Consider the following 15212-nt stretch of genomic DNA (forward strand, 5'->3'; position numbering starts at 1 on the left):
AGATCGACTGTAACGCGGCTGTGCCGGCGAACTGCGCCGGTGAGAACGCCGACCGCGCGGGGCCCTGGTCGTGAAGGCACCTCGATGCACCAGGGCGGAGCAGGAACCCTGCTCCGCCCTGGCCCGGCGTTGATGCGTCTCCTGACCCTCGCGGTGGTCAGAACTTGCCGGTGGCGACCTCCGCGAGTGTCACCCGGGTCACCGTGAAGGTGACGGTGACGAAGGTGTTGGTGTACTTGAGGGGCATGCCGGTCTCGGCGTCGACGGCCACGCTCTCGGGGCTGTCGACGGCCGGGGCGCCGGCGGTCAGGGTGAGGACCTTCCGGCCGTCGAGGGTGCCCTCCTTGATCGAGATCTCGGGCATCTGGTCGAGCAGCCGCAGCACACCGGCGCGGACGGCAGGGTCGCCGGCGCCGTCGCGCAGCGCGTCGATCGAGGTGTTCCACACCCAGTTGTCGGTGTAGTTGCCCGCGACCGCCTTGGTGCCGGTGGCCTTCGCCTTGATCTTGTCGCCTTCCGAGAGGGGCTTGACGGCGCCCGGAGCCTCGATCGGCACAGGGTTCTTGCCGGTGTAGAAGGCCCGCGCCATCCGCTTGCGCGCCTCGTTCAGGTCACCCTTGGCGGCCAGCTTCGCCGCGGCGACCGCCCGCTTGCGGCCGGCCTCGTCGGCCTTGTCCATCTGGGACCGGCCCTTCTCGACCCGGGCCGGGAGTCCGGCGCGGGTCTTGGCGAAGAAGTAGTCGCCGTTGTCGGCGTGCAGGTCCCAGACGACGATCTTTTTGCCGTCGGTGTAGGCCTGGCTGCGCTCGATCAGCGTGGCATCGCCCTCGGTCTGCTTGAGCGTGGTGAGGCGACCGACCAGGCGCACCACCGGAGGCTGCTCGGCGGTCGCGGACGAGCCCGGGGCGGCGAGGTTGGGCGCCGGTGCCGGGGCCGGGCCGCCGGTGCCACCGGCGGCGAGAGCCACCGCCGTGACCGCGGCGACGGCGAAGGTGCCACCGGCCGTGGCGCGCCAGGCGATCCGGCGACGGCTCATCTTCTTGCCGCGGGCCAGGATCTCGTCGATCTCCGGCGAGTACGACGGGTCGGAACGGAAGCTCTGCAGCGCCGTGGTGAGGCGATCCTCGGTGTCGTGAGACATATCAGTGATCTTCCTTCAGGAGGGACTTCAGCTTGGTCAGTGCGCGGCTCGTCTGGCTCTTGACGGTGCCCTCGCTGCACCCGAGAGTGGCGGCGGTCTCCCGTTCGCTCAGGCCCTCGAGGAACCGCAGGACGACGGTGGCCCGCTGTCGCGCCGGGAGCGACTGCAACGCCTGCAGCAGCTCGGTCCGGTTCACGACGCTGTCGGCCATGTCGGAGACCGCCGGATCCAGCGCCCGGGTGCCGGACTCCAGCGTGTGTTTGCGGTTCCGGCGCCAGCCGCGCCGCGACTCGTTGATCAGGATGCGACGCACGTACGCGGACGGGCTGTCGGCCCGCTGAACCTTGCGCCAGTTGCTGTAGGCCTTGGCCAGAGCCTCCTGGACAAGGTCATCGGCCAGATACCAGTCCCCGCACAGCAGGTAAGCGGTTCGGTGCAGCGAGTCGGCGATGCCCTGGACGAAGACGCGGAACTCCTGCTCCACGCCCTGCGTCCCGGACGCTCGGTGATTCATAACGGTCGTCACACCGGGTAAGACCCGCCTGCCGACGAAGACGTTGTCAGCAACCACGAAAACTTTTTCCTGACGCGAACGGCGGCTGGAGCGTACGAGCTCTCTTGACATCCGACGAGCGCCCGCTAGATTTACACGCGTTAGCTAACGGGTGTTACGAAACAGCGCATCCGTCGACACCGCTGGAGGCGAACGTCATGACCGCAACCGCTGTCCTCCCCGCCCTGAGCGCTCCCGGCGCCAGGCCCGGTGACCGACCCGTTTCGACGGCGTGGTTGCGCTCGGACGCGGTGATGGCCCAGCTCCTGCGGTTCGCTGCGACGGGCGGCATCACGTCTCTCCTCCAATTCGGCGTCTTCTTCCTGCTCTTCGGGGTCGGTGAGCAGGTCGCGAACCTGGCCGGCGTCGTCCTGTCGTCGATGCTGGCCAACGAGATGCACCGTCGGCTCACCTTCCGTGCCGGCGGCCGCATCTCCTGGTCGACCGCACAGTGGGAAGGCGGCGGGCTGTCCGCCGCTGCGTTGGCGGCGTCCAGTCTGGCGCTGGCGTTGCTGGGGGACGTGGTCGGCGACGACTGGCGATCCGGGATGCTCCTGATCGCCGGGGTCAACGCTATGGTCGGGCTGACGCGATTCGTTCTGCTGCGCCTGTGGGTCTTCGCCGGCGATCGCGCGCCGGTGTGAACGCGAGAGCCAGGCGGTGCAGTGGTGAATCAGGCGTGGACGGCGGCGCGTATGGTCGTGCGGTGAATCCCGCTGACCTGCAGGGCCTGCAATCCGGTGCCCTCGAGACCCGCGAAGCGCACGTGCACCAACTGCTCGACCGCGCCCGGGCTGACAGCGACGAATCAGCCATCGCTGCGCTGCACGTGCTCGTCCGCGACTACCGCGATTTCCACCGGTCGATCTATACCCGGGCGATGAACCAGGCGGCCGTCTTCGCCGACGCCGGGCTGGGGGAGCCGTTGCTCGCGGCGCTCGGCGACACCCGGTACAACTGCCAGGCCTGGGCCGCGATGGGCTGCGCGGCAATGGACGTCCGGGCCGCGGTGCCGCAACTCATCGCCCTGCTCGACCATCCGCAGCCGATGGTCCGGGACGAATCGGTGATCGCGCTCGGCCGCCTCGGCGACGCCTCGGTCGTTCCCGCGCTGCGTCCGCTGCTCGGCGACCCGGCCGACTGGCTACGCCAGCGAACCGCCGACGCCCTGGCCCGGATCGGCGGCGACGCGGCCCTGGAAGCGCTCTGGCACGAGTTCGAGCATCGGCGGTTTCCGCGGATCGGCTATGTCGCCAGCACGCTCGCCCTGTTCACGCCCGAGGTGGTGCCCCGGCTGCTGGCCGCGGCCGACAGCACCGATCCGGATCAGCGGTACTGGGCTGCCGTCGCGCTCGGGTCGACCGGCGACGACCGGGTCATCCCGACGTTGGAGCGGCTGATGGCCGGCGACCGCGGCGTGACCGTCTTCGACGGAGAAGTCCGCGCCGCGGCGAAGAAAGGCCTGCGTACGCTCCGGCGAATCCAAGCCGCCATCGCCGAACGGGACAGCGTCGAAGCGCCCGTCGAAGCGCCCGTCGAGGCTCCCTGAAGTTTTCCCGGCGCCAGGCGGGGCAGTCACCAAGAGTGCCGGCAGGTGCTGGTCACAGAAAAGGGAGAGACGGCGATGGCTGCAGGAGAGCTGACCGACAACGGACGGGCCCGTGTGCTCGCCGACGGCAAACAGATTCCGCTGCTCGCGCTGGGTGTCTGGCAGGTGCCGGACGGGCCCGAGTGCGAGAACGCGGTGCGCTGGGCGTTGGAAGCCGGCTATCGCCACATCGACACAGCCCAGGCGTACGGCAACGAGGCCAGCGTGGGGCGGGCGCTGCGGGACAGCGGCGTGGCCCGCGAAGACGTCTTCATCACGACGAAGTTCAACCCGGGTTCGCGTGACCCTGAAGCCGAAGCGCAGCGCAGCCTCGAGCGCCTCGGCGTGGACTCCCTCGACCTTTACATCGTGCACTGGCCGCAGGGCGGGCCGACCTGGGCCTGGGACGGCATGCAGCGTGCGCGCGAGCGCGGCTACGCGCGCTCGATCGGCATCTCCAACTTCAGCGCGTCCGAGGTCGACGACCTGCTCAAGGTGGCCGAGGTGGCCCCGGTCGTCAACCAGGTGCAGTTCAGCCCGTTCGAGTTCCGCCGCGGTCTGCTGGCCGCCTGCGAGGCGCGCGGACTGGCCCTGGAGGCCTACAGCCCGTTGGGGACGGGCCGGCACCTGCGCGATCCGCAGGTGGCCGAGATCGCTGAGCGGCTGGGCCGTACGCCGGCTCAGGTGTTGATCCGCTGGGCGCTGCAGCGCGGTCTCATCGTGCTGCCCAAGTCCACCCACCGCGAGCGGATCGAGCAGAACGCGCAGGTCTTCGACTTCGAGCTGACCTCCGCCGACATGGATGCGCTGGACGGCTTGGACGGCACCGGCGGCACCGACCGTGCCCTGGAGCGGCTGTGGTGGTGAGCACCACTCCTTGCTGTTACTGCAGGGGGTAGTGGTGACTCGCCGTGGTCCTGAGGTCGGTTTCCTCAGCTAACCGGCGACCCGGCCGATGATGCGGCCGTGTGGACACCCGGAGGAAGACGGCGAGCGGCGCGATCCGGTTCGCGGTTGTTCGCGACGTACCTCGGGGCCAGCCTGCTGCCGATCGGGGCGCTGGCCACGGTGTTGCTCAACGGCGTCCAGGAAGACGCGGCCAAGCAGGGGCGGGATCAGGGAGTCGCACAGGCGGCCGTCATCGCCGAGATGGCGGTGGCGCCGGCGCTCGACGCCGCGGACCTGAGCCGGGGACTGACCGAGGGCGAGCGCGACTCGCTGGCCAAGGCGACCGATCTCGCGCTGTTCCACGGCTCGGTGCTGCGCATGCGGCTGCGCACCTTCACCGGTCAGGTCGTCTACTCCGACGACGGATCCACCTCGGGCGGGGTGCCGGTCGCCGATCCGGCGTTCCACTCGGCGACCGTGGGGGTGGCCGGGGCGACCATGATCGCGGACGCCACCGAAGGCTCCGGCAAGGTCATCCGGGTGCTGCAACCGGTGTTCGCGCGAGCCTCCGGTGAGGCGATCGGAGTGCTCGAGCTCTACCTGCCGTACGACAAGATCGACCAGCGGCTGCACGAACAGATGGCGGTCACCTACTGGCGGCTCGGCGGTGGCCTTGGCGTGCTCTACCTGGCGCTGGGCCTGATCTCCTGGTCGACGACCCGGTCGTTGCGGCGCTACGCCGCCCGGCAGGAGCACGAGGCGCTGCACGACGGGCTGACCGGGCTGCCGAACCGGGAGGCGTTCCGGCAGCGGGCCACGGCCGCTCTCCGCGAGGAGAAGGGCGGCGCGGTGGTCGTCGTGGACCTCAACCGCTTCAAGGAGGTCAACGACACGCTCGGCCACCACGCCGGCGACGAGCTGCTGAAGGTGATCACCGCGCGGTTGCGCGGCGGCGTGCGGCAGCAGGACACGGTGGCCCGGCTGGGCGGGGACGAGTTCGCCCTCATCGTGCCGGGGGCGGACGCCACCGAGGTACGGGTGATGCTCGAGTCGCTGCGGACGGTGCTCACCGGCGAGGTGATCCTGGACGGCGTGCCGCTCACGATCGAGGCGAGCTTCGGGATCGCGCTCTACCCCGCGCACGGTACCGAGGTCGAGGAGCTGCTGCGGCACGCCGACGCGGCCATGTATCAGGGCAAGCGGGGAACGGCCGACATCGTCGTCTGGGGCGGCGAGCGAACCCGCCATCCCACCCAGTGGCTGGTGGTGCAGGCGGAGCTGCGACACGCCCTGGACCGGGACGAGCTGGTGTTGTTCTACCAGCCGAAGGTGAGCCTGCGCGACGGCACGATCTGCGGGGTGGAGGCGCTGGTGCGCTGGCAGCACCCGGAACGCGGGCTGCTGCCGCCGTCGGAGTTCCTCCCGGCGGCCGAGCAGTCCGGACTGATCGAGCCGCTGACCGCCTGGGTGCTGCGGCGGGCGCTGGCCGACCAGGTGGCGTGGGCGGCAGCCGGCCGCGACTGGACGGTCTCGGTGAACGTCTCGGCCCGCAACCTCGAGGCCGCCGACTTCGCCGGGATGGTGGAGGCGTTGCTGGCCGAGTTCGGCACCGCGCCGGACCAGCTGGTCATCGAGGTCACCGAGACCGCGATGGTCGACGACCGGGCGACCTCGATGGCCGCGATCCATCGGCTCGCCGGCCGGGGGATCGGCTTCTCGATGGACGACTTCGGCACCGGCTACACCAGCCTGGAACGGCTGCGCGGGATGCCCCTGGTCGAGCTCAAGATCGACCGGACCTTCGTGGCGACGGTGCTCGAGGAGAAGGAGAACCAGGCGATCGTCCACGCGGTCATCGCCCTGTCCCAGGGGCTCGGGTGCCGCGTCACCGCCGAGGGTGTGGAGACGGCTGAGATCGCCGACTGGCTCGCTGCGGCCGGCTGTGACGAGGCGCAGGGCTATCACTACTCGCGGCCGATGCCGTGGGCACAGATTTCCGTACCGATCCCGGAGGCGATCCGATGAAGAAACTGCTGATCTCGACGCTCGCGCTCGTCCTCCTCGCGGGATGCGGCACCAAGGCCGACGAGACGACCGAGCAGATCACCGTTTCCTTCGACCAAGCGCTGCACGACTCGCTCCCGCAGGCAGTGCGCGACCGCGGCTACATCCGCTTCGTCACCGACGCCAGCTACGCGCCGATGGAGTCGTTCGCAGCGGACGGCCGGACGATCGTGGGGTTCGAGCCGGATCTCGCCGACGCCATCGGTCAGGTTCTCGGCATCAAGATCCAGATTGTGACCGGTCCCTTCCAGACCGCCCTGGACAAGGTGGCCGACGGCACCTACGAGGGTGTGCTGTCGGCGATGACCGACACCGCCGAGCGCCAGAAGAAGGCCGACTTCGTCGACTACCTCTCGGCCGGATCGTCGATCATCGTGCAGCGCGGCAACCCGCACCGCATCACCGATCTGACCGGCCTGTGCGGCAACGTGGTCGCCATCGAGAAGGGCACCATCCAGGCCGATCTCCTGCACCGCTCGCAGAGTGGGTGCGCCGGCCGGCCGATGAAGATCAGCGAATACAAGACGAACGCCGACGCGCTGCTGCAGCTGCGGACCGGGCGCGCGGTCGCGGTCCTCAACGACTTCCCGGCGGCGACGTACCTGGCCACCGACTCGCGTACCAAGGACTACTTCGAGCTGGCCTCGGCCGCCCAGTACAGTCCGGGCCTGATCGGCATCCCGTTCGCCAAGGGCAACAGTCAGCTCCGGGACGCGGTGAAGGGTGCGCTGGACCAGGTGGTCGCCAACGGCACCTACGCCGATCTGCTGCAGCGCTGGAACCTGAGCAGCGGCGCGGTCAAGGCCGTATCCATCAACGGCGCCACGCAGGACTGAAGTCCGCACGCACGAGCGCGCCCTACGAGGACTCGGGCAGGCTGAGCCGCCGACGTTGCTCGGCGGCCCGGGCGAGAAGCAGCGCGCGGGTCTGCGGGGTGGCCGGGCCGGGATGCCAGGGATCGGGTTGGTGCTGGACTTTCGCCCGCGCCTGGTCGAGGGCCGCGTTCGCGTCGTCGTAGCGTTCCAGAACGATCTCGGTCGCGGCCAGGAGATAGAGCGCTCGCGGATTGTTCACGTCGTCGGCCCGCTCGGCGCAGAAGCGGCGGTAGCCGTCCAAGGAACCGTACGTCTCGAGCATCGGCAGCACGTCGTTTCGGATGGTCGCCACTGCGTCACGCATGTAGTCCTCCGCGTCCTCGACCCGTTCGTAGCTTCCCCACCAGCGGGTTCCGGCCTCGGCGGGATGGCTGAGCAACAGCCAGGAGTCGATTTCCTGGTACAGAGGCTGCAGCACGACCCGCAAGCCGGCCGGGATTCCGCGCTGGACCCCGCAGGCGATCAGGTCCACCGGGGTGAGCAGCGCGGCATCGTCGAGGACCTGCCATCCGCCCGGGAGCTCCGGTAGCGCGTACCTGAGGAACGCCTCTCGCCAGACCGGCCGGTCACGCACCAGCACCATCTCTTCGCCGACCGGTTCCTCGATGTCGATACCGAGGGCTTGGAACCATGGCGTGAAGGGTTCGTAGGTGACCCCCAGCCCGCTGTTGGACCGCAGAGCCCGCCGGCCGGCTCGGCGGATCCGGCGCAGGGGCACGTGGTAGAGGTCGGCCAGCGCCGATCGGGCATCCGCGCTGTCGACCAGCCGTCCCGTGAAGCTTCCGCGGACCGGGCCGATGGTCGGCAGATCGGTCTGCCACGGGCTACCTTCACGCTGGGGCCAACCCGCGAACTTCGGATAGATGTAGCGGTGGTGCACCAGGGTGACCTGGCCCTCCTGGAATCCGAGAACGATGTGCTCGGCTCCGTACTCATCATGATCGAGAGCGACGAAAGCCCGGACGATCACTCCGGTGCGGGTCATCAGGTGAGCGACGAAGTCGGGCAGGTACGCGTGGCCCTGGTCGCGGCTGAACGCAGCTATCCGCCAACCCTGCCCGGTGTCGTAGAAGGCGGCCCGGAGCCTCTGCGGCGCCCTCCACACCCGTTCGTCGTCGACCACGGCCAGAACCGCATCGACGCCGGCGCGGTCGGCGACGTCTATCCACGCATGGCCTTCGAACGTCGACATCCGGCGCCTCCACCCCGTACCGCAGTCAGACCCTCCAGCTGAAAGCATGATCGGCGCCGGGTACGCGGGCGGCGAAACGACGAAGTCGGCTTCTCACCTGGATCTGTCGAGGGCCGAGGCGAAGATGACGGTGACCGTCAAGCCGCCGGCCGGGTTGGGCGTCACTCGCAATTCGGCCTGGTGACTGTCGGCAATGGCTTGCACGATGGCCAGGCCCAGACCGTTGCTTTCGCTCTGCGTCCGGGGCGTGGTCAGTCGCTGGAACGGTTGCAGGATCTGGTCGATCGCGTCGGCCGGCACTTCGGGGCCGGTGTTGCCGACGGTCAAGGTCACAAGATCGTCATGCGTGTGTACGGCGACCTCGACGCGCCCGCCGGCGACGTTGTGGCGGATCGCGTTGTCCAGCAGGTTGCCGATCAGGCTGGCCATCAGCGCCGGGTCGGCGCGGGCCACGACGGCCGGCCGGACAGCCGTACGCACCGTGAGGTCGGCCGTCGCCGGCTCGCGTTCCGTCACCGCCTCGGCGACAAGGGCAGCCAGGTCGACCGGCTCGGTCGGCGTCACGCCCTGCTGACCCTGCGCCAACGCCAGCAGGGCGGCGACCAACCGCTCCTGCTGGTCCCCGATGCGCAGCAACTCGGCGCACAGGGCACGCAACGTCTCCGCGTCGGCGTCCGGATCGGCCAGCGTCACCTGGATCAGCGTCCGCTGGACGGTGAGCGGGGTCCGCAGCTCGTGCGAGGCGTCGGCCACGAAACGGCGTTGCGCGGCGTAGGCCGTGGCCAGCGGCCGAACCGCCCGCCCGGCCAGCGCCCAGCCGATCGGCACCGCCGCCAGCGCCACGATGATCAGGCCCAGGGCGACGCCGGTCAGCACCTCCCCGGTGTTGCTGGTCTCGCGCACCCCGGTGACGGCTCCGAACTCCTGAGTGGACCCGCCCGACCAGGCGCCGAGGCCGGCGACGACGGTCGGCACGCTGCCCAGGACGATTGTCGCCGTCGCGTAGAACAGCGCGAGGCGGGCGCGCAGCCGGGGCAGCTCAGCGGCCGGCACGATAGCCGCCCTCCCGGACGGTCGTGATGATCGGTGGCTCGCCGAGCTTGGCCCGGAGCCGGCCCAGGGTGGTCTTGACGGTCGTGGTGAACGGGTTGGCCGCCTCGTCCCAGACGTGGTCGAGCAGTTCCTCGGCCGAGACCACCAGGCCGGGGCGAGCGAGCAGGTGGGCCAGCACGGCGAACTCCTTGGGGGCCAGCGGCACCGGCCGGCCCGCGCGGGTGACGGTGCGGCGGGCCGGGTCCAGCGTGACGTCGGCGCAGCGAAGCACCGGCGGCACGGGCGAGCCGGAGCGACGGCCGAGCGCCCGCACCCGCGCGGCCAGCTCGGGGAAGTCGAACGGCTTGGTCAGATAGTCGTCGGCGCCCAGGTCGAGCCCGTCCACCCGGTCGGCCAGGGTGCCCGCAGCGGTCAGCATCAGTACCCGGGTGGGCAGACCGAGCTCGCCGACGCGGCGGCACACCTCGTCGCCGGAGACGACCGGCAGGTCGCGGTCGAGCACCAGCACGTCGTAGGGCACGAGGTCGAGACCGGCCAGCGCCTCGCCGCCGTCGGTGACGACATCCACGGCCATACCTTCCCGGCGCAGCCCGGCGCCGATCGTCCGGGCCAGCAACTCGTGATCTTCGACGACCAGCACGCGCATCGCCCCAGCATGCCAGCCCGGTGGTGACAGCTCGGTGACAGTCGTTCGTCACCGGGCTGTCACCGCGGCCCGCGTAGAAATCGGCGGCATGATCCTCGAGACTGAAGCGCTGGCCAAGCGATACCGGCGACGGTGGGCCCTGCTCGATGGCACGGTGTCCATTCCCGACGGGGCGATCGTCGGGCTGGTCGGGCCCAACGGCGCCGGTAAGAGCACCTTCCTGCAGCTGATCGTGGGGTTGCTGGCGCCGACGGGCGGCACGGTTCGCGTACTCGGCGGCACCCCGGACGCGGCGATGCGGTCGGGCCGGGTCGGGTTCGTCGCACAGGACGCACCGACGTACGCCGGGCTGACCGTGGCCGACCATCTGCAACTCGGCGCGGGGCTCAACCCGCACCGCTGGGACGCGGCCGCGGCCCGGGAGCGCACCGAACGGCTCGGGCTGGCCCCCGGGCAGCGGGCCGGCCGGCTCTCCGGCGGGCAGCGGGCCCAGCTGGCGCTCACCATCGCCCTGTCCAAGCGCCCGGACCTGTTGGTCCTGGACGAGCCGGTGGCCGGCCTCGACCCGCTCGCGCGGCGCGCGTTCCTGGACGAGACGGTGGCCGCCGCGACCGACGCGGGCAGCGCGGTGGTGCTCTCCACGCATCTGGTGGCGGATCTGGCCCGGACGTGCACCCACGTCGTCGTCATCGCGGCCGGGCGGGTCCGCCTGGCCGAGGCGATCACCGACCCGGCCGGACTGGAACGGGTGGTCCTGGACGAGTTGGGCCGGGCGGCATGATCCGGCTCGCGGTACGCCAGTTCCGGGACTCGGCCTGGACCGCCCTGGCCGGACTGATTTCCCTGGTCGCCGTGGTTCTGGCGACTCGGCCGCACCTGACCGAAGCCGCGGCGGCGGCCCGGCGGGACTGCGGATCGGACGCCCGGTGCCCCGCTCTGGTCTCGTTCGTCCTCGACAACACGGGCTCCCGTACGGTGGCCGGTCTGCTGGTGATCGTCGTGCCCGCGCTGATCGGCGCGTTCTGGGGTGCGCCGCTGATCGCCCGGGAGTTCGAGGCCGGGACCCATCGGCTGGTCTGGGCGCAGAGCATCAGCCGTGGGCGCTGGCTGGCGGTCAGGCTGGCGGTGGTCGGTACGGCCACCGTGGCGGCCACCACGCTGCTCAGCATGCTCGTCACGTGGTGGGCGGCGCCGCTCGACGACTCGGCGGCGGCCGTGTACGGGACGTTCGACGCCCGTGACCTCGTGCCGATCGGGTACGCCCTGTTCGCGCTGGCCCTCGGTGTGGTCGCCGGGCTGGTCACCCGCCGGACGCTGCCGGCCATGGCGATCACCCTGGCCGGGCTGCTGACCGTGCGGATCATGGTCACCGAGTGGGTCCGGCCGCTGGTGGTGGCGCCCCGGGTGATGGACCGGCCGCTGGACCCCGACACCACCGGGTACGGATCGGGCGGCAACATCCTGCTCGGCATCGGGGAGAGCAGGCTCGACCCCGAGCCGCCGGACATCCCGGACGCGTGGATCCAGTCGACCGACATCGTCGACGCCGCCGGCACGCCACTCACCGACCAGGTGCTCAAGGCATCCTGCCCGACGATCGGCCAGGAGAGCGGCGGCGGCCCGGCCCGCCCGGTGACGGAGGCGGTCCGGCAGGAGATGCACGACTGCGTCGTCCGGATCGGCGAGAGGTATCACGAGGTGGTCACCTTCCAGTCCGGCGACCGGTACTGGACGTTCCAGTGGTGGGAGCTGGCGGTGTTCGTGGCGCTGGCCGCGGTGCTCGTTGCCTGCGCCGGTTATCGCGTCCGGCGGTTCAGCGGCGGGTGACCAAGCCGCCGAAGCGGAGAGCAGCGTCACGTTGCGTGAACACCTCCGTCCCTCTGGCGTCTGCCCCGGTGACAGAGCCGGGCGGACGGGAGGTGGACGGTGGAACAACTGCTGGGGTACGTGGTGGTCGGCCTGGCCACCGGCAGCACCTACGCCGTGATCGGGCTGGGGATCGCGCTCGTCTATCAGGTCAGCGGCATCATCAACTTCGCTCAGGGTGACTTCGTCATGCTGGGTGGGCTCACCTACGCGGTCGCTGCGGAGTCGGGGGCGCACCCCGTGGCGGCGGCCGCGATCGCCCTCACCGTGACCGCCGGCTGCGGCGCGGCCCTGCACCTGTTCGTGCTCTCCCCGGCCCGCGATGCCGGGCACGACCGGCTCATCGTGCTGACCATCGGCGCCTCGATCCTGATCCAGGGTCTGGCCCTGCTCGTCTTCGGCGCCGACCAGCACTTCGCCGGTTCCTTCGGCGGCGAGCACCAGTTCCAGGCGTTCGGGATCAGCATCTCGGCGCAGTACCTGTGGTGCGCGGCGGTGGCGGCCGCGGCCGCCACCGCCGTGTGGGCGCTGCTGACCCGGTCGCAGTCGGGCCGGGCCATGCGAGCTCTCGCGGCCGACCGCGAGACCGCCCGGCTCATGGGCATCGCGCCGCTGCGGACCGGTCTGATCGCCCTGGTGATCGCGGCTGTGCTCGCGGCCATCGGCGGCATCGTGCTGGCGCCCATCCAGCCGCCGGACGCCACGGCCGGGGTGCCCCTGGGACTCAAGGGCTTCACCGCGGCCGTGCTGGGCGGGCTGACCTCTCCGCTGGGCGCGATCGCCGGTGGCCTGCTGGTGGGAGTGGTCGAAGCCGTGGTGACCGGGCTGGTCAGCAGCGGCTACCGCGATGCCGTCGTGTACGGGCTGCTCGTCGCGGTGCTGCTGGTCCGCCCCGGCGGCCTGCTGGTCGCCGCTGTCCGGGAACGCGTGTGATGGCCCGCCTCCGCCCGTTCGCCGGCTATCTGGTCCTCGCCGCCGGGCTGCTGCTGGTGCCGGCCGTCTTCACCCGGGTGCCGTTCTACACGATGTCGACCGCGGTGCTGATGGTGCTGCTGGCCATCGGCGCCCTCGGTCTGGTCCCGCTGACCGGCCTGGCCCGGCAGGTGTCCATCGGGCAGGCCGCGTTCTACGGCATCGGCGGCTACACGTCGGCCCTGCTCAGCACCCGGGCCGGCCTCGACCCGTGGTGGGGTTTGCTCGCCGGTGCCGCGCTGGCCGCCGCGGTGGCGTGGTCGCTCGGCACGGTCATCTTCCGGGCCCAGGGCCACTATCTGTCGCTGGCCACGCTCGCCTTCGGACTGGCCCTGGCCGCGGTGGTCAACGAGCTTCCGGCCACCGGCCGCAACGCCGGCCTCAGCGGGCTGCCGCCCCTGCACGTGTTCGGCGTCAGCCTCACCGGCGATCTGCCGATCTACTGGCTCGGCGCCGGCCTGCTGCTGATCGGCACGGTGGCCGTGCACCTGCTGGTCCGTTCACAGCTCGGCTCCGCGCTCACCGCGGCCGGGGACAGCCCGGTGGCCGCCGCGGCCGCCGGCATCGACATCGCCGCCCTGCGGCGTACCGCGTTCGTGGTGTCGGCTGTGCTCGCGTCGGTGGCCGGCAGCGGGTATGCCCACTGGTTCCGCTATGTGGACCCCAGCATGCTGGGGCTGCTCAACTCGGTGCAGCTGTTGATCATCATCACCGTCGGCGGCCGGGAAAGCGTGTGGGGAGCCCCGCTCGGGGCGTTCACCGTGGTCACGCTGACCGAAGTGGTGCGGGGACGACTGCCCGGCTCGGGGGCGGAAGCCGAGCTCACCGCGTACGGGATCGTCCTGGTTCTCAGCCTGCTGGTGTTGCCGCGCGGGCTCGCCGGGCTGCCGGCCGCTCTGCGCCGCCGGGCAGGCGCCCGATGACCCACGCCCGGCTGGAACTGAACGACCTCACCGTGCGCTTCGGCGGCGTGACGGCGATCGACGGGGTGTCGCTGCGACACGACAGCGGCGGGGTGGTCGGGTTGCTCGGCGCCAACGGCGCGGGCAAGACCACCTTCGTCAACGTGCTCTCGGGGATCGTCCGCCCCGCTCACGGGCGGGCCCGGCTCGACGGGTACGAGCTGACCACACTGCCGGCGCACCGGATCGCCCGCGCCGGGCTGGCCCGCACGTTCCAGAACCTGCGACTGTTCGGCTCGCTCACTGCGCTCGAACACCTGCTGACCCCGTACGGGGCCCGGCGGCGCGGCCGGAAGGCGGCGCTCGCGTTGCTGGCCGACGTCGGCCTGACCGGCACGGGGGAGCGGTACCCGGGGGAGCTCTCCTACGGCGAGCAACGCCGCCTCGAGCTGGCCCGGGCCCTGGCCCTCGAACCGCGCGTCATTCTGCTGGACGAGCCGCTCGCCGGGCTGCCCGGCAGCGAGAGCGACGAGATGCTGGATCTGTTCTCCCGGCTGCGCGACAGCGGAACCACCCTGCTGCTCGTCGAGCACGACGTGCCGAGCGTCCTGCGGATCAGCGATCGCGTCCTGGTGCTCGACCGCGGCCGGCTGCTGGCCGACGGCCCACCGGCCGCGGTGGCTGCCGACCCGGGGGTCCGGCGCGCCTACCTGGGGGACGGCGATGACTGACGCCGGCCTGCTGCGACTGTCCGGTCTGGTCGCCGGCTACGGCCGGATCGAGGCCCTGCACGGCGTCGACCTCGCCGTCGGCGCGGGTGAGGTGGTGTGCCTCATCGGACGCAACGGCGCCGGCAAGACCACGCTGCTCAAAACGGTGGCCGGTCTGATCCGGTCCACCGCGGGACAGGTGCGGCTGCGCGGCCAGGACATCACCGGCCGCTCGGTGCCGTGGCGGACCAGGGCGGGCGTATCCCTCGTGCCCGAAGGCCGTCGCGTCTTCGCTCCCCTGTCGGTGCACGACAACCTGCTCCTCGGCGGATACGGCCGGTCGCGCCGGGCGATCACCGCCGCTCTCGCCGAGGTCTACGCCCGTTTTCCCCGCCTGGCCGAGCGGCGGCGGCAGACCGCCGGCACGTTGAGCGGCGGCGAGCAGCAGATGCTGGCGATCGGCCGGGCCCTGATGTCCGCGCCGACGGTCATCCTGCTCGACGAACCGTCGCTCGGGCTGGCCCCGCTCGTCGTGACCGAGGTCGAGGACATCATCGCCGGGCTGGCCGGTGCGGAGGCCGGCGTCCTGCTCGTCGAGCAGAACGCCGCGGTCGCCTTCCGGGTCGCCAGTCGCGGCTACCTGATGGAACGCGGGCGCATCACCACATCCGGGCCGAGCGCGACGCTCCGCGGTGACGCACGTGTGCGTTCGGCCTATCTCGGGGCCGATCCGGCCACGGGTGAACTACACCGCTAGGAGAA

At 71.2% G+C, this 15212-nt stretch carries 16 protein-coding genes; 11 read left to right on the forward strand and 5 right to left on the reverse strand.

Going from position 1 to position 15212, the window contains the following annotated elements:
• Window positions 1–157: 157 nt before the first annotated feature.
• Both HJC40_RS26200 and HJC40_RS26205 read right to left on the reverse strand, forming a co-directional pair.
• Window positions 158–1141: a hypothetical protein gene (locus HJC40_RS26200; protein WP_250004610.1), complete on the reverse strand. Its 984-nt coding sequence runs from the start codon at window positions 1139–1141 to the stop codon at window positions 158–160.
• A gap of 1 nt (window position 1142) precedes the next feature.
• The gene (locus tag HJC40_RS26205; protein ID WP_250004613.1) at window positions 1143–1655 is read right to left on the reverse strand and encodes a SigE family RNA polymerase sigma factor; all 513 of its coding nucleotides are present in this window, start codon (window positions 1653–1655) and stop codon (window positions 1143–1145) included.
• A gap of 197 nt (window positions 1656–1852) precedes the next feature.
• Here HJC40_RS26205 and HJC40_RS26210 point away from each other — a divergent pair, with 197 nt between their 5' ends.
• From HJC40_RS26210 to HJC40_RS26230, 5 genes are all read left to right on the forward strand, one after another.
• The gene (locus HJC40_RS26210; RefSeq protein WP_250004615.1) at window positions 1853–2338 is read left to right on the forward strand and encodes a GtrA family protein; all 486 of its coding nucleotides are present in this window, start codon (window positions 1853–1855) and stop codon (window positions 2336–2338) included.
• A 62-nt stretch (window positions 2339–2400) separates the two neighbouring features.
• Window positions 2401–3243: a HEAT repeat domain-containing protein gene (locus tag HJC40_RS26215; RefSeq protein ID WP_250004617.1), complete on the forward strand. Its 843-nt coding sequence runs from the start codon at window positions 2401–2403 to the stop codon at window positions 3241–3243.
• Window positions 3244–3318: 75 nt separating this feature from the next.
• A complete protein-coding gene (locus tag HJC40_RS26220) occupies window positions 3319–4149 on the forward strand; it encodes an aldo/keto reductase (protein WP_250004619.1) in 831 nt (276 codons plus the stop codon).
• A gap of 147 nt (window positions 4150–4296) precedes the next feature.
• A complete protein-coding gene (locus tag HJC40_RS26225; RefSeq protein WP_250004621.1) occupies window positions 4297–6195 on the forward strand; it encodes a bifunctional diguanylate cyclase/phosphodiesterase in 1899 nt (632 codons plus the stop codon).
• Entirely contained in the window at window positions 6192–7070 is an 879-nt protein-coding gene (locus HJC40_RS26230) for an ABC transporter substrate-binding protein (RefSeq protein ID WP_250004623.1), read from the forward strand. The genes HJC40_RS26225 and HJC40_RS26230 overlap by 4 nt, the downstream gene beginning before the upstream one ends.
• Before the next feature lie 22 nt (window positions 7071–7092).
• Here HJC40_RS26230 and HJC40_RS26235 read toward each other — a convergent pair whose 3' ends face one another.
• The 3 genes from HJC40_RS26235 to HJC40_RS26245 all read right to left on the reverse strand — a co-directional run bounded on the left by HJC40_RS26235 (window position 7093) and on the right by HJC40_RS26245 (window position 10000).
• On the reverse strand, window positions 7093–8301 hold the full coding sequence (locus HJC40_RS26235; RefSeq protein ID WP_250004625.1) for a hypothetical protein: 1209 nt from the start codon (window positions 8299–8301) through the stop codon (window positions 7093–7095).
• A 93-nt stretch (window positions 8302–8394) separates the two neighbouring features.
• Window positions 8395–9354, reverse strand: coding sequence for a HAMP domain-containing sensor histidine kinase (locus HJC40_RS26240; protein WP_250004627.1), 960 nt, complete (start codon window positions 9352–9354; stop codon window positions 8395–8397).
• Window positions 9341–10000: a response regulator transcription factor gene (locus HJC40_RS26245; protein ID WP_250004630.1), complete on the reverse strand. Its 660-nt coding sequence runs from the start codon at window positions 9998–10000 to the stop codon at window positions 9341–9343. Before HJC40_RS26245 ends, HJC40_RS26240 begins: the two co-directional genes overlap by 14 nt.
• A gap of 88 nt (window positions 10001–10088) precedes the next feature.
• Here HJC40_RS26245 and HJC40_RS26250 point away from each other — a divergent pair, with 88 nt between their 5' ends.
• The 6 genes from HJC40_RS26250 to HJC40_RS26275 all read left to right on the forward strand — a co-directional run bounded on the left by HJC40_RS26250 (window position 10089) and on the right by HJC40_RS26275 (window position 15207).
• Window positions 10089–10781: an ABC transporter ATP-binding protein gene (locus tag HJC40_RS26250; RefSeq protein WP_250004632.1), complete on the forward strand. Its 693-nt coding sequence runs from the start codon at window positions 10089–10091 to the stop codon at window positions 10779–10781.
• Window positions 10778–11827 carry an ABC transporter permease gene (locus tag HJC40_RS26255; protein ID WP_250004635.1) on the forward strand — a complete coding sequence of 350 codons (1050 nt, stop codon included), beginning with the start codon at window positions 10778–10780 and terminating at the stop codon, window positions 11825–11827. Before HJC40_RS26250 ends, HJC40_RS26255 begins: the two co-directional genes overlap by 4 nt.
• A 99-nt stretch (window positions 11828–11926) precedes the next feature.
• Complete coding sequence (locus HJC40_RS26260; protein WP_250004638.1) at window positions 11927–12799, forward strand: branched-chain amino acid ABC transporter permease; 873 nt, start codon at window positions 11927–11929, stop codon at window positions 12797–12799.
• Window positions 12799–13761: a branched-chain amino acid ABC transporter permease gene (locus tag HJC40_RS26265; protein WP_250004641.1), complete on the forward strand. Its 963-nt coding sequence runs from the start codon at window positions 12799–12801 to the stop codon at window positions 13759–13761. The genes HJC40_RS26260 and HJC40_RS26265 overlap by 1 nt, the downstream gene beginning before the upstream one ends.
• Window positions 13758–14471: an ABC transporter ATP-binding protein gene (locus tag HJC40_RS26270; RefSeq protein ID WP_250004644.1), complete on the forward strand. Its 714-nt coding sequence runs from the start codon at window positions 13758–13760 to the stop codon at window positions 14469–14471. The genes HJC40_RS26265 and HJC40_RS26270 overlap by 4 nt, the downstream gene beginning before the upstream one ends.
• Window positions 14464–15207, forward strand: coding sequence for an ABC transporter ATP-binding protein (locus HJC40_RS26275; protein ID WP_250004647.1), 744 nt, complete (start codon window positions 14464–14466; stop codon window positions 15205–15207). The genes HJC40_RS26270 and HJC40_RS26275 overlap by 8 nt, the downstream gene beginning before the upstream one ends.
• Window positions 15208–15212 lie beyond the last annotated feature (5 nt).

Origin of the sequence: Actinoplanes sp. M2I2 (assembly GCF_023544445.1) — a bacterium.
Classification (GTDB): domain Bacteria; phylum Actinomycetota; class Actinomycetes; order Mycobacteriales; family Micromonosporaceae; genus Actinoplanes.

Excerpts from the sequence above, each read along its gene's own strand:
- HJC40_RS26235 (WP_250004625.1), bottom strand. The coding sequence starts at position 8,301 with ATGTCGACGTTCGAAGGCCATGCGTGGATAGACGTCGCCGACCGCGCC.
- HJC40_RS26275 (WP_250004647.1), top strand. The coding sequence starts at position 14,464 with ATGACTGACGCCGGCCTGCTGCGACTGTCCGGTCTGGTCGCCGGCTAC.
- HJC40_RS26210 (WP_250004615.1), top strand. The coding sequence starts at position 1,853 with ATGACCGCAACCGCTGTCCTCCCCGCCCTGAGCGCTCCCGGCGCCAGG.
- HJC40_RS26205 (WP_250004613.1), bottom strand. The coding sequence starts at position 1,655 with ATGAATCACCGAGCGTCCGGGACGCAGGGCGTGGAGCAGGAGTTCCGC.
- HJC40_RS26245 (WP_250004630.1), bottom strand. The coding sequence starts at position 10,000 with ATGCGCGTGCTGGTCGTCGAAGATCACGAGTTGCTGGCCCGGACGATC.
- HJC40_RS26200 (WP_250004610.1), bottom strand. The coding sequence starts at position 1,141 with ATGTCTCACGACACCGAGGATCGCCTCACCACGGCGCTGCAGAGCTTC.
- HJC40_RS26250 (WP_250004632.1), top strand. The coding sequence starts at position 10,089 with ATGATCCTCGAGACTGAAGCGCTGGCCAAGCGATACCGGCGACGGTGG.
- HJC40_RS26265 (WP_250004641.1), top strand. The coding sequence starts at position 12,799 with ATGGCCCGCCTCCGCCCGTTCGCCGGCTATCTGGTCCTCGCCGCCGGG.
- HJC40_RS26230 (WP_250004623.1), top strand. The coding sequence starts at position 6,192 with ATGAAGAAACTGCTGATCTCGACGCTCGCGCTCGTCCTCCTCGCGGGA.
- HJC40_RS26220 (WP_250004619.1), top strand. The coding sequence starts at position 3,319 with ATGGCTGCAGGAGAGCTGACCGACAACGGACGGGCCCGTGTGCTCGCC.
- HJC40_RS26270 (WP_250004644.1), top strand. The coding sequence starts at position 13,758 with ATGACCCACGCCCGGCTGGAACTGAACGACCTCACCGTGCGCTTCGGC.
- HJC40_RS26255 (WP_250004635.1), top strand. The coding sequence starts at position 10,778 with ATGATCCGGCTCGCGGTACGCCAGTTCCGGGACTCGGCCTGGACCGCC.